Here is a 15,005-nt window from a genome sequence, read left to right as displayed (position 1 = left end):
TATCCTAGATGCCTTTTGTTGTTATGACTCATCATTATTAGGTATTTGCTTCATTTTCTCAGATTGCCTTTGTTGTTTTAAGTAAACAAACGCCCATAAGCGTTTTTGCTTAGCAATGACATATTTTCGGTAAATGGTGCGTCTTACCAAGTGTCTGGCACCAATTTTAGTAGGGCGTCGTGTGTTTGGCTTCATCAGGCTGTTTGATACCTTATTTATCCATCATTAACTTGACCGCCATAATAAAAAAGTACAAACACGCCCATCAAATCATTGGTTGAAATGCTCAGTAAGTATTGTCAGGCATTTTTTGGCCTTGGTTGGCAATTGATCTTTAGCTACTGTAAGAGCGTTTAATGTCAATGCTGGCAAGGCATAATCGGCAAGCACAGGCACAAGCTTTTTGGATTCAATGAATGATTTAGCATTTAACTCACTTGCCTTGACAATGCCATAGCCCGATGCCGCAAGCTCTAATGCAATCAACTGACTGTTGGTAACAAGGCGTGATGACATACGAATACTAAATTTATCATTACTTCTTTGAAATTCCAAATTTTCACTTGAGCGTTCACCTTGTGTGATAAAAGCATGATTTGTTAAATCTTTTGGCACGCTAATAGCATCGTACTTGGCAAGATAGTTAGGCGATGCCAGTAGCAATTGCTTGACTTTGGTCAGACTGACACCTTGTGGGTTTTCCTCCAAAAGTAATGCCAAATCAATGCGATCCTCAATGACATCAAGGTCATCGCCACGAGAGATGATATTAAGCGACAAATTCTCATGTTCGCCCAGCCATTTGCTCAGTGCAGGAATAAGATAGCTACTAACAATCTCAGGCGATGTAGCAATTCTCAGACTACCTGCAATCTCGTCTTTTAATTGATTGACACTGTCTCGCCCTTGTTCGGCAGACTTGACCATCTGCACAGCAGCATGGTAAAGGCTTTCACCTGCCTCGCTTAGGCTCAGTTTGCGTGTTGAACGATGCAATAAAGCAACGCCCAAGTCTGCTTCAAGTGAGCGGATTTGCTGGCTAACTGCACTTGTTGTGATGCCCAATTCTTTAGCCGCTCCGCTAAAAGACCCAAGACGCACGACACTGGCAAATACTGCCATGCTTCGTAAGTTATCCAACATCAGACATCCTCTTACTATCCAAATAATTAAAATTTTCTTATTTTATACACATCATTTCATTTAAATGACCTTGGACTTAAATGGTCTTTTTATGAGCCTAAGGTTAATTTTGTTCCTGATAAAATGACTTCTTTATCAATAACAAACCCTTGTTGCCAAAGCATTTGTGCAACAGGACTTTGAATGATTTGATTTTGAGCAGAGATCAAAACCTCAGCATTGCGTTGCTGCTGCAATACATACGGAATGGCACGCTTATCATCATCGGTTAAAAGCATCAGTTCATCACCAAGCACCATCTGCGGTAGGCGTTCACAAATTTTGGCTTTGGCGGATATAAAGCTGGCACTGACTTGTGCATTATGATTTTCCACATACAATATGGCATCGCCATCAATCCTACCCATCATTTGGCTGTGGTTTAATAATGCCAATTCATCGTTATCAAAAACACCGTCGCAACGAGCCAAAGATAACCAATAATCCCACTTATACGCATTCCACTCACCAGTCAAATCAACAGGTGGTGCAAGCAGTTTTTCTTGTAAAGCGGTTTTTGTATCGCTTGGCACATCAGTACCAATCAAATCAGGCGGTTCGACAGATTTTGGCTGTGTTTTTGCCATTTGTACAGGTACGACCTCACTGTCTTTAAACTGCTTTGCTTGTACCGCTTTGGTATTTTGTGTATCATCTTGACTGACAGCAAGGCTTGGTTCAGCATTAAAGTCGTCTAAGGCTTGGGTGTTTTCTTCTAAGTTTTTGTTTGATTGACCAGATTGTATTGGGTCTTGGTCGTCATGCAGGTCGGCATATGCTTGATGGTCGGTATTTTGTTGATCGCTTTTAATGTCCTCATCATCAATATGGCGATTGTTATCACCAGCACCAGCTGATGACATGGCGGTCATGTCATTTGTATTATTTTTATCTATGTTGTTTTTATCTATGCTATGTTCATCTGTTTTTTTGGTATGTTGTTCTATGCTTGGTATGCCAACCATTTCATTATCCAATAAAGGACGAAAGGCAAGTAATCTTAAAATACCCATTTCCAACGCCTGCATTGGCGTACTGGCCAAACGCACGCCATCACGAGTCTTGATAGCAATTTCATAATACAACTGTATGACATCGGCAGAAATTTTCTTTGACAATTCAATGAAGGCTTGCTTTTGTTCATGATTTTTATCCATTGGCAACGGCAAATACTGTATCATAGCAAGCTCATGCAAGGTATCAACAAGCCTATCTAACACCGCCACAGCATCTACCATCTGCTGTCTTAGGCGTGTGATATGGTCAGCAACTCCCCTTGCATTATTCATATAGATATCATCAATCAGATTAAGTACATCAAGGCCATTGACCAATCCAAGCATACCATTGACACTCTCATCGCTAATCATGCCACCACCAAAAGCAATGGCCTGATCAGTCAAAGACAACGCATCACGCACAGAGCCTTTGGCGGATTCGGCAAGCTGCCAAATGGCATTATCAGTAAAAGCAATGCCTTCTTGGGCAAGAACTTTGCTTAAATGCTCGTGTAGCTGCACCTGAGACATTGGCCGCAAAACAAACTGCAAACAGCGTGATATGATGGTGATTGGTAGCTTTTGTGGATCAGTAGTTGCTAAGATGAACTTGACATGCTCTGGCGGTTCTTCTAAGGTTTTTAATAACGCATTAAAAGAATGTGTAGAAAGCATATGCACTTCATCAATCAAATACACCTTGTAACGACCTTGTGTAGGCGAATAAGGTACATTTTCTAGTAAATCTCTGGTGTCCTCAACCTTTGTACGGCTGGCCGCATCAATTTCAATCAAGTCAATAAACCGCCCAGTATCAATACTCATACAAGTATCACATACACCGCATGGTGTGCTTGTAATGCCTGTTTCGCAGTTTAGGCATTTGGCTAAAATACGCGCAATGGTTGTTTTGCCCACACCACGAGTGCCAGTGAACAAATAAGCGTGGTGCAATCTTTTTGTATCAATGGCATTGGCAAGGGCCTGCCAAACATGACTTTGCCCTAGTAGCTGGCTAAAATCTTTTGGGCGGTATTTTCTGGCTAGTACTTGATATTCACTCATGATGACTTCACTTGTTATGATGGGTTAATTTTACATGAAAATACGATACTTTAAAAGTCAGCCACTAAAAACGGTCTGGATTATTTAGACTCAAATGTGTTTCATGCTTGGTGTCATCAAAATCTGGCAACTCCTCCAATTCTTCAGGCGTTGGTTCATAAAGACTGATTGTCTGATTACCGTACTGGTCTTCTTTTAGTAAATACAGCCTGTCAGAACGGTTCATGATTTTATGCATGAGACGCTGATACCAACCATAAAAACCTGTGGTTGGCTCATTGGGATTGTAATAAAAGGCATTGATGACCGCAGGCAGACCAAGCCCACACACCACGCCAGACAGCAACACCACAATAAAAGTATAACCAATTAAAACATTGGTGTACTGAGCCAATTGAGGTACATTTGCCACCGCCAAAATAAGCGCCAATGAAATGCCACCACGCACCCCACCCCAAGATAAAATCTCAAGACTGCCTTTGTAGGCATTTTTACGCACACTAGGAAATAGTGCAAAGGAGGCAAAATTGGCAATAAAACGAGCCAAATGCAAGATGACAAACGCCACCACGCCACCAATGACAATTTCTGCATTCAAATCCAAAATAAACAGTTCAAGACCAATCAGTGTAAATAAGAACGAATTGATGATACCCTCAATGGTGTGCCAAAAATGATTGATTTCTTCAACATCTTTTTGAGCCAAAATCTCTTGCCAGCGATTACCAACGATTAAACCTGCCATCACACAGGCAATCGGTGCAGAAGCATGGGCATAAAGTGCGACCAAATAAGAGCCAGCCGCCAATACTGCTGTGGTCAAAATCAGCGACTCCATCTCATTTTTCCCTTTTAAAAGGTATAACGCCATTTTGCCAAATACCAAACCGATGATGACCGCCACAATAATCTCAAACGCCAAATGCTCAATGACATGCAAGACATTAAATGCACCTCCTTGAATCACCTTTAAAATCGTCATAAAAATGGCAATACACATGGCGTCATTAAATAAAGATTCGCCTTCAAGCTTAATCATCAGATGTTCAGGTGCTTTAATAGAACTTAGTACGCCCTTGATGCCAATTGGGTCGGTTGCCCCAAGTGCTGAACCCAAAAGCAACAAGATAATCAGTGGCACATGATGACCTGTAACAAATTGATAACCAAAAAGAAGCATACCAAAAACAAGTGCACACAACAACAGTGCCAGACTTGCCAAAATACCAATCGGTCTCCAATAAGTCTTTAAATCATTGACTTTAAATTTTAATGCCGATGCCGTCAAAATAAAACAAATCACACCATTGATTAAAAAATCATAAAAATTAATGTGGCGTACTGTCGCTTCAATGGCATGAATATTGATACTGACAAACTGGTTACTGGCCAACAGTGTCGCCGACCATTGTAGTAAGAATACCAATAATGCTGAGACGATAGGAACGCCTATCGCCTGTGGTAGACCCAAAATCCGTTTATTAAACAATGTTGTGGTAATGGATACTAAACACACCACAACAAAAATTTCAAGAAAGATAAAACTGCCCATATTCAAGTCCAAAATTGATTAAAAGTATTTATCATTTTCTTAGGGGTTATTATAGCAAAAAAAGTTAAAATCCCCTCTTAAATTTGTTCAAGGCAAGGTTTATTTGCTATTTTTCTTAAATTGCCACTAAAAATCATCATACCAAAAATCAATCTTGGCATACGATTGCCATTAAATAAACTTTGATGGCATAACAAAAAAAACAGCACACATGGGTGTGCTGTTTTTAGATTTTTTAAACAATAAAATTAAATACCAATCAGTCTGTCTTATGACGCATATGTGGAAATAAAAGCACATCACGAATGCTTGGTGCGTTGGCAAATAGCATGACCAGACGGTCAATGCCAATACCTTGCCCTGCTGTTGGCGGTAACCCATATTCTAAGGCTTCAATAAAGTCTGCATCATAATGCATTGCCTCATCATCGCCCGCATCTTTTTCCGCCACCTGCTGACGGAAGCGTTCAGCTTGGTCGATCGGGTCGTTTAACTCGCTAAAACCATTTGCCAGCTCTCGCCCACCAATAAAAAATTCAAAACGATCGGTAATGTGTGGATTATCATCATTGCGTCTTGCCAATGGTGATGTTTCAGCAGGATATTCGGTAATAAAGGTCGGTTGGCGTAATTGCGTTTCCACCGTTTCCTCAAAGACAATGGTTTGTAATTTTCCCAGTCCAAAAGAAGGTTTAACCTCTTGTTTTAAGGTATTTTTAACAAAATCAGCTAAAAATTCTCGGTCATTGATGTTATCAAGCGTAAGATTTGGATTGTATTTTAATATCGCTTCACTCATTGGAATTTTATCAAATGGTGCTTTAAAACTAAATACCTCATCACCATAAGGAATATTGGTTGTGCCCAATATGTCCATTGCCAGTTTTTCAAGCATATTTTCTGTAAGTGCCATCAAATCCTTATAATCAGCATAGGCTTGATAAAACTCAATCATCGTGAATTCAGGGTTGTGGCGAGTAGAAACGCCCTCATTTCTAAAATTACGGTTGATTTCAAATACTCGTTCAAAACCACCCACAACCAATCTTTTTAAATAAAGTTCAGGGGCTATTCTTAAAAATAACTCCATGTCCAAGGCATTGTGATGCGTGACAAATGGCTTAGCAGATGCACCGCCTGGAATCATGTGCATCATTGGCGTCTCCACCTCCATAAAGCGTTCATTGGTGAGGTATTCTCGAATGCCTGCAATCACCTTAGAGCGAATTTCAAAAGTCTTGCGTGTCTCTTCATTGACCATCAAATCCAAATAGCGTTTACGATACTTCACCTCGGTGTCAGTAAGACCGTGAAATTTATCAGGCAGTGGGCGTAAGGATTTGGTAAGCAGTTCAAATTGCTCCAAATGTACATACAAATCACCCTTACCAGAACGCCCAATATGACCACTGCCTGCTACGATATCACCCAAATCAAGAGATTTGATCAGTTCTAATGTCTGCTCATCTAGCCCTTTTCTATCGACATAAAGCTGGATACGCCCTGTCATGTCTTGGATAACGATGAACGAGCCACGGTTAAGCATAACCCGCCCTGCAACTTTGGCATAAACCTTATCACCGCTTTCAATGGCCTGCTTGTCGACACCCTCAAATTGTGCTTGCAAATCAGCAGCATAATCTTCACGCTTAAAAGTATTTGGATAAGCGGTTTTACCATGGGTTTTTGCTTTTTGCTCTAAGTCTTGTAGTTTGGCATGGCGTTGGGCAATCAGCTCATTTTCTAAAAGTTGTGTTTGCTGTGTATTTGACATAAATAAAACCTTGGATTGGATATAGATTAAACATAAAATAGACCATGGCGATCACTTTTTTAATCGCCCGCTCTACTAATTTTTAGGACGACTGATCGCAAAGTCATTGCACAAAATAAAAGGCACGAATAAAAACAATAAAAAAGTAATCATATATGCACGAAGTAGTCTTGATGAAAAGCCATCATCAAAATTTGCGTTCAAACATACTTAAGACATTTTAGGGTAATTAACCAGCATTTTATTACCCTAAACACTTAATAATTCATCATTATCCCACACTTGCCATCAAATCTGCCTGATGCTCACGCAATAAACTGTCTAGTAATTCACTCAAATCCCCCTCCATGATGGCATCTAGCTTATATAGGGTGAGATTGATTCGATGATCTGTAGTTCGCCCTTGTGGAAAATTATAAGTACGAATGCGTTCAGAGCGGTCGCCAGAACCGACCAAATTTCGTCTCATGTCGCTGGTAGCATCTAGCTGAGCTTGAACTTTGGCTTGTTGGATTTTGGCAACCAGCATTTTCATTGCCTTATCTTTGTTGGCGTGCTGAGAACGCTCTTGCTGACATTCTGCCACCATACCTGTGGGAATGTGTGTAATACGCACGGCTGAATCAGTGGTATTAACATGCTGACCGCCTGCACCGCTAGAGCGATAGGTGTCAATGCGTAAATCAGCAGGGTTAATCTCTACACTATCATCAATCTCAACTTCTGGCATGATGGCAACTGTGCAAGCAGATGTATGCACACGCCCTTGGCTTTCAGTAGCTGGTACACGCTGGACTCGATGTACTCCGCTTTCAAACTTCAATCGCCCATACACACCCACGCCTGAAACTCGAGTAATGATTTCCTTATAACCACCATGCTCTCCGTCATTAGCGGACAGCACCTCTACTTGCCAACCTTGTGATTGAGCGTATTTTTGGTACATACGAAACAAATCACCAGAAAAAATGGCTGCCTCATCACCGCCTGTGCCTGCTCTAATTTCAAGAAAAGCGGTCGCCTTATCGTTTGGATCTTTTGGCAACATCAATACATTGAGCACCTCGGTTAATCGCTCAATTTCACTCTTTGCGATATCAGCCTCTTCCTCCGCCATCTCTTTCATGTCAGGATCAGACAGCATTTCGGTGGCGGTCGCCAAATCTTCTTCGGCTTGACAAAACCTTGCCCAAGCATCTACCAATTCGCCAAGCTCGTTATGTTCCACTGACAATTCACGGAATTTTTTGCTGTCAGCAATGGTATCTGGGTCGGACAACAAAGCAGTAACTTCTTCAAATCTGTCCGCCATTTGATCAAGGCGGTGGCGTAAACTTTCTTTCATGATGGCTGTTGCACTTTTGTTATCTTGCTAAAATTAGCTTGCTATTTTGCCATAAATTGATCATTTTTACCAATCTTTTTACCATCGCTTACTTAGCCAAACACCACTTTCAATATGATGAGTATAAGGAAATTGGTCAAACATGGCAAAACGCTTTATTTCATGCGTACGATTTAAAAATTGCAAGTTATCAAACAAGGTGTCAGGGTTGCAAGAAATATAGATAATATGATCAAAGCTCATCAAAATTTTTAAAGTTTCATCATCGATGCCTGCACGAGGTGGATCTACAAAAACTGTATTAAAATCATAGCTTTGTATATCAATATCTGCCTCTATCAGGCGTCTAAACTGACGCTCTGCGTTATAGGCCTGACTAAACTCTTCTGCCGATAAGCGTGCGATGGCGATGTTTTGAATGTTGTTTTTGTCAATTGCCCATTTTGCAGAATTCACAGAGGATTTAGCAAGTTCTGTTGCCAGCACTTGTCTAAAATAACAAGACAAAGGCAGAGTAAAATTGCCATTACCGCAATACAATTCCAACAAATCTTGTTGTTGGTTTTGATTATTTTGATTGCTACTGATGGCATCTGCGACATCACAGGCAAAGTTTAACATGGATTGGCACACAATCGCATTAGGCTGGCTAAATCCACTTTCAACCTGCTGATACAAAAACTGCGTTTGCTCGCCTTTGATATTGACGACCATCTGCTCAGTAACAAAATCTTCAGACAAAACGATTTTTTGCCCACGACTGCGACCAATGATTATGATGCCTAATTTATCCGACAGATTTTTTGCCAGACCTTGCCAAATATTGTCTAGTTTTTTATGATAAATCAGACTGACAAGCATCTCACCTTTTAAGGTGTTTAAAAAATGAATCTCAAAAATTCGTTCAGACAGTGTTTTGCTTGCTTTTAATTCAGCAAGCAAAATGGGCATCAACTCATTAATCTGCAAGCTGGCAGTGGCAAAATCATCAATGCGTATGACAGTTTTTTTACCACTTTCATTGCGTTCAAACATCGCATAAAACATATCATCATCAGTATGCCAAATGCGAAATTCAGCACGCATACGAAAATGACTTATGGGTGAAGGATATACTTCCAATGCAGGTGGGTTAAATGGTGCAAATTGGGCAGTAATGCGATTGATTTTATGATTTAATTGGTCTTGATAGGTCTGCTCATTCATGAGTGGCGTGGTCATTTAACAAATTTCCGCTGATGGACATACATCCAAAGTAAAAGAAGCGTCATTATAGCAAATCACACGCCCTACGACAAATAAACTAGGTACATAAATTAAATATCTTAATTGATACACTCTTTAAAATGCCTTGATTTTCTGGTTATTGTGTTGATTTTTTGATTTTTTTTAATGCTAAGATTTTTATTAAATATTTTTTCTCATGTTATTATATGGATTATGTTAAATAAATTTTATCTATTTAAAAAAAAGCACTTTTATTACTAAAAGTGCTTTTCAATTTATTTAAATGACTTGGTTGTTTTGGTCATCATGAGCCATCTTGGTTTGGCATCAGACTTTCTTGACAATGACCGAGCCAATAGAATAGCCTGCACCAAACGAACAAATCACCCCCAAATCACCTGCCTGCACTCCATCTTGATGTTCATGAAATGCAATCACTGGGCTGGCCGAGCTGGTATTACCATACTCAGTAATAGCAATTGGTGCGATGGCTTTATCTGCGTCTTTACCCATGACACTACGCAAAATTAAATCAATCATATTGATATTGGCTTGGTGCAACCACATTCTTTTGATTTTATCCGTACCAATGTCATTTTCTTTTAGGTGCGTACTGATGATTTCGGATACTTTTGGGCAAACCTCACGAAAAACCTTACGCCCTTCTTGCAAAAACAACTTATCTGCAACTGGCTCTTTAATATCACAGTGCATTTCTCGCCCAGCCGCCAAATACTCGCTTCTGTCCATAAAGCCATATTCGTTCTTGATATTGGTTGAAAACTGTGTAAATAATTTACAGTCTAGAATTTCATAGCCCTTTGGCGTGTCCAGCTCTTCAATAATGGTCGCTGCTGCAATATCACCAAAAATAAAATGGCTGTCTCGGTTACGCCAGTTTAGGTGTGCTGAGGTAATCTCCACATTAACCACCGCCACACGCTTGCCAAGCCCTGCCTTAATCATACCGATTGCCTGTGCGATACCAAAAGTCGCCGCACTACACGCCACATTGGTATCAAAGGCAAAACCGCCTACCATACCTACCGCATTTTGAATCTCAATGGCGATGGCAGGATATACACGCTGAAAATTTGAACAAGCACAGATGATACCGTCCAAATCTTCACCCTTTAAACCTGCATTATCAAGTGCTTGATTTAGTGCATCAACACCCATCTCCGCCATGATAGAAAGCTCTTCGCCCAACTTGCGAGCAGGAAATATCGGTGCCATAATATCTGGATCTAAAATGCCTTTTTTATCAATCACATGGCGAGATTTGATGCCAGATGCTTTTTCGATAAACTCAGCCGATGAGTGTTGCAAGGCGACCTTTTCGCCATTTGCGATGGCATCAGCATTTTGAGCGTTATAATTATCCACATAAGCGTTAAATGCCGATACCAGCTCTTCATTGGTGATCTTATCTTTTGGTTTATGCAGCCCTGTGGCAGTCAGATAAATTGACATATTTTTTCCTTATGCTTTGATGTCAGTCAAAAAGATGTAATTAGTTTATCATAAAAAAGTGTAAGCATTTGTAAAAAAATACAGCTGTTTACAAAAAAATCCTCAAATTTTAAGCATTTGATGGCAAGTCATCACAACAAAGAACTTTTACCAAGGCGTAATTGAGCATACGCCTTGCCTATCGGCTAGTCAGAGTTGCCCAAATTTTTTCCAGTCTTTTTTCGGAAATCGCAAATTTGGTTTTCATTGGTTGGGCAAACAAATTGATGCGATACTCTTCTACTGCCCAGCGATACTGAGCGATTTTTGGGTCATGCACCCGATTGGCAAGGCGTTCCATGTGTGTGTCTAACAGATATACGCCATCAAGATCGGCGTCCACATTATGTGTTAGTCGATCAAGGCGAACATTGAGTGCCTGTAAATAACGCGGATACTCTCGCCAGTGCATCACATCAGTGCGATAAATAAAATCAGATAAACTCAAATCGTCTAGCTGGTCTTCAATATCTTCAATGCTTTCACCAAAGATTTCATTATCCAGCATTAAAAGTTTGCCACGGGCAGTTTGCCAGCTTGTATATATGTCTTTGAGCGTCCGTAAAACAGCCTGTCCTGTTAAGAGAAATTCCGCCAAAACTTTATCGCTTGTCTGGGCAAATTCATGCTCATCAAATGGTAAATGTTCGCTAAGCCAAGCTGTTTCATCATCAATCAGACCACCAATATAAACTCGTGCATTTTCACTGGTGCTGTTAATCAAGCGTGGTGCATGGTCGTATAGACACGCCTGCAAGGTTGCATCAACCACAATGTTTTTTAGTTTTTCAAGGTCTCCAAGTGGGGCAAAGGCCAGCTTAAAGGCTTTATCAACTTGCGAAGTAAGCTGTTTTTGTCTTGCCCCCAGTTTGGCCTTAATCAGAGCAAGCACACCATTTTTGTGCGTATTTAGGGCAGACCTTAATTCGGTAAACTGAGCAATTGATACTGTCGCACCTGTTTTATCCGCCTTTAATGCCGAAAACTCCTGCATGACCACGCCTGCACTGTGCTTATTTCTCACAAAATTAAAATGGCTTGGAAAATTGTGATGAAGCCCCTCTTCTATCACAACTTCTTGGCGAATAGCGGTCGTATGCCGAGCTTTTAAGCGTGCCAAATCTCGGCTTTTTTCAATGACATGATTTTTCTCATCAACGACACAAATCAGTGGACGCAAATAATTATCCACCTTAGACGGCTCAAAATCATTAGGCGAGACACGCACGCCAAGCCTTAATAAATTTTGGCTGATTTGATCAAGCAAACCTGCCCCATTTAAGACATTAAGTTTATCAAAAATCTTATTTGTCGTATCAGGAATGGGGACAATTTGACGGCGCAATTCTTTTGGCAAGGTTTTTAATAATTGCAACACCAATTCATAACGCCACCCTGCAACCCCCCAAAGCAGTGCTACTGCATCAATCTGCGACAACGCTTTAACGGGTACACGAACAGTAACGCCATCATCATCAGAGCTAGGGTCAAACACATAAGACAGTGGTAATTTTAGACCGCCCATCTGCCAAACTTCTGGAAATTCATGATTGGCTTCAACATTTTCATTCAAGACATCATCATCATTGAAAAATAAAAAAGTAGGGTCTTGATTAAATTTTTCGTGATAAAATTCCTCAAAAGATTTACGGTTGGCTATGTGACCTGGTATTTTATCATGGTAAAATTGATACAATCTTTCTTCATCAACAAGCAAATCTTTGCGACGAAGCTTATCTTCAATACGCTCCACATTTTTAATCTTGGCGGTGTTATGTTCAAGGAATTTGGCAGCAAATCCATAGTTATTACCCACAAGTGCATCTCGGATAAAAATCTCTCTGGCGTGTTCTGTATTGATAGGCTCATAATTAGTCAGCTCTTTGGCAACCACTACCAATCCAAACAGACTGATCTGCACATAGGCACGCACTCGCCCAGTTTTCTTTGACCAATGCGGTTCAAAGTAGTGATATTTTAATAGATTGCCCGCCGCTGACACAATCCACTCAGGCTCAATCTTTGCATTACAACGCATATAGACCCGAGAAGTCTCCACCACCTCAAAAGCCATCAACCAATCCACGCCTTTTTTATGCAAAGTACTGGCAGGAAATATTCGTGCCTTTTGGCTACGAGCCATCATATATTCGCCCAAAACATCTGTCTTGTGTGCCACAAATGACAAAAGTGCCGTGAGTATCGCCCTATGAATATTGACATATTGCACCGCCGTTTTATCCATCACACCATGACTGATGGATTTTAGGGCAGACAGACTAAGACTATTTTTGGTTTTTTTATTGGTCTTATCTTTATTTAATGATAAGCGTACGCCTTTTTTGGTATCAACTTTGGTATTTTTGATGACATCTTGACTCTGACCATCTTGAAAATCCACCCCCAACATCTCTTCAGTTTTCTTAATCACAAAACCCAATTCTGTCATCATGGCAGATAACTGTTCATGTGTTTTTTGCCACTCACGAATGCGAGTAAAGCTAAGATAGTGTTTTTTGGCAAAATTACGGCGAGCATTCACACTTAATATCTGATTGTTATTAAGCTCATGCTTACCAAACAAGGCTTGGTACAGCTCTAAATAAAACAAAAAGTCCGAATCATCACGGCGGAATAAAGCGTGCTTTTGGTCGGCTTGTGCTTGCTTGTTCACTGGTCTTTCACGCACATCTTGCACCGCCAAAGCTGAAACAATGATGAGTATGTCTGACAAGCAGTCAAAATAATCACCTGCCACAAGCATACGAGCAAGGCGTGGATCAATGGGCATTTTTGCCATTATTTGGCCGATTTTGGTCAAGGCAATCGGCAGGGATTTGCGTTTTTTTATGGCGGTTTTGGTTGGTGCGTCTGTGATTGCCCCAAGCTCTAAAAGCAACTTTTTGCCATCGTTAATCAGACGAAAATCTGGCGGTGTAATGAAGTCAAATTCTGCCACATCACCAAGATTTAGCCGAGTCATCTGCAAAATGACACTCGCCAAATTTGTCCGTAAAATCTCAGGTTCGGTAAACTTAGGACGAGCATTAAAATCGTCCTCAGAATACAAACGAATACACACGCCATCACCAATACGCCCACAACGACCTTTACGCTGATTGGCAGCAGCTTGGCTGATGGCTTCAATCGGTAAACGCTGTATGCGTGAGCGATAATTATAACGACTGATACGAGCAAAACCCAAATCAATCACATAGCGAATGTTTGGTACGGTCAAAGCAGTTTCAGCAACATTGGTGGCAATGATGATGCGTCGCCCCCTGCCTGATGGCTGAAAAATACGCTGCTGCTCAGCAAATGACTGCCGAGCAAACAAAGGTAATATCTCGGTATGAGCTGGGGTGTGCGTGGTCAAAATCTCTTGTAATTCACGAATCTCTGCCTCTGTACTGGCAAAAATCAGAATGTCTGCTTGGTGCGGGTGTCCTTTTTTTGCAGCATCATCAAAGCACTCAGCAATGGCCGCTGTCAATGCTCGTGGCAGATTGTCCTCCGCTTCACCAAAGGCATCGTCATCATGGCTTGTGATGATCTGATCAGTCAAAGGACGATAACGCACCTCCACAGGATAGCTACGCCCTTCTACGCTAAAGACAGGTGCAGGTATCCCATCTTTGGCAAAATAACCAGCAAACCGCTCGGTATCTAGCGTGGCAGATGTAATGATGATTTTAAGATCTGTTCGTTTTGGTAGCAAGCCTTTTAAATAACCCAAAATAAAATCAATATTCAAACTGCGTTCATGTGCCTCATCAATAATGATGGTGTCATAGCGGGTTAAAAATTTATCCGTACCAAGCTCAGCAAGCAAAATACCATCTGTCATGAGCTTGACAATACTATCCCTCCCGCCTTCTTCGGTGAATCGCACCTTAAAGCTGACCGTCTTTCCTAGCGGTTCGCCAAGCTCTTGTGCGATACGGCTGGCCACAGAACGAGCGGCCAGACGGCGTGGTTGTGTATGTCCTATCTGCCCTGTTACCCCCCTGCCTGCAAGCATGGCAAGTTTTGGCAACTGAGTTGTTTTGCCCGAACCTGTCTCGCCTGCCACGATGATGACTTGATGATCTTCAATCGCCTTTATGAGCATCTGTGCCTCTTTGGTAACGGGCAAATCATGATTTAAAAGTTCTGGCAAATGAGATGGCATGGCATTTTGTCGTGCAATGACCGCCTGATTTGAAAGATTGATAACTTCATTAAATTTGGCTTGTTTTTTGGCTTTATCATCACCTTGTGCGTGTTTAATTTCTTGGCGTAGGCGATGCAGATAATGGCGATCTTTGGCTAAAATAGGTAATTTTTTCATCATTTATAATTCATTCGTCA

The 15,005-nt window shown here is 40.9% G+C and carries 8 protein-coding genes; all 8 read right to left on the bottom strand.

What is annotated here, in order from left to right; all coding sequences use genetic code 11:
• Window positions 1–270: 270 nt before the first annotated feature.
• The 8 genes from R0123_RS01375 to hrpA all read right to left on the bottom strand — a co-directional run bounded on the left by R0123_RS01375 (window position 271) and on the right by hrpA (window position 14,988).
• Window positions 271–1,143, bottom strand: a complete 873-nt coding sequence (locus R0123_RS01375) for a LysR family transcriptional regulator (protein WP_323841477.1) — start codon at window positions 1,141–1,143, stop codon at window positions 271–273.
• An 89-nt stretch (window positions 1,144–1,232) separates the two neighbouring features.
• Window positions 1,233–3,248 (bottom strand): DNA polymerase III subunit gamma/tau, encoded by a 2,016-nt coding sequence (gene dnaX / locus R0123_RS01370; RefSeq protein WP_416381688.1) that lies wholly within the window; start codon window positions 3,246–3,248, stop codon window positions 1,233–1,235.
• 61 nt (window positions 3,249–3,309) lie between these two features.
• Window positions 3,310–4,797 (bottom strand): cation:proton antiporter, encoded by a 1,488-nt coding sequence (locus R0123_RS01365; protein WP_416381474.1) that lies wholly within the window; start codon window positions 4,795–4,797, stop codon window positions 3,310–3,312.
• 259 nt (window positions 4,798–5,056) lie between these two features.
• Window positions 5,057–6,571 (bottom strand): lysine--tRNA ligase, encoded by a 1,515-nt coding sequence (gene lysS / locus R0123_RS01360; protein WP_323841475.1) that lies wholly within the window; start codon window positions 6,569–6,571, stop codon window positions 5,057–5,059.
• A gap of 271 nt (window positions 6,572–6,842) precedes the next feature.
• Window positions 6,843–7,916, bottom strand: a complete 1,074-nt coding sequence (gene prfA / locus R0123_RS01355; RefSeq protein ID WP_323841474.1) for a peptide chain release factor 1 — start codon at window positions 7,914–7,916, stop codon at window positions 6,843–6,845.
• A 78-nt stretch (window positions 7,917–7,994) separates the two neighbouring features.
• Window positions 7,995–9,137, bottom strand: coding sequence for a tRNA (uridine(54)-C5)-methyltransferase TrmA (trmA, locus tag R0123_RS01350; RefSeq protein ID WP_323842820.1), 1,143 nt, complete (start codon window positions 9,135–9,137; stop codon window positions 7,995–7,997).
• A gap of 333 nt (window positions 9,138–9,470) precedes the next feature.
• Window positions 9,471–10,616: a beta-ketoacyl-ACP synthase III gene (locus R0123_RS01345; RefSeq protein WP_323842819.1), complete on the bottom strand. Its 1,146-nt coding sequence runs from the start codon at window positions 10,614–10,616 to the stop codon at window positions 9,471–9,473.
• Window positions 10,617–10,794: 178 nt separating this feature from the next.
• Window positions 10,795–14,988: an ATP-dependent RNA helicase HrpA gene (gene hrpA, locus R0123_RS01340; RefSeq protein ID WP_416381679.1), complete on the bottom strand. Its 4,194-nt coding sequence runs from the start codon at window positions 14,986–14,988 to the stop codon at window positions 10,795–10,797.
• Window positions 14,989–15,005 lie beyond the last annotated feature (17 nt).

The organism is Moraxella sp. Pampa (assembly GCF_035181385.1).
In the GTDB taxonomy this organism is placed as follows: Bacteria; Pseudomonadota; Gammaproteobacteria; order Pseudomonadales; family Moraxellaceae; genus Moraxella.
This window is presented reverse-complemented; position numbering and strand designations above follow the sequence as displayed.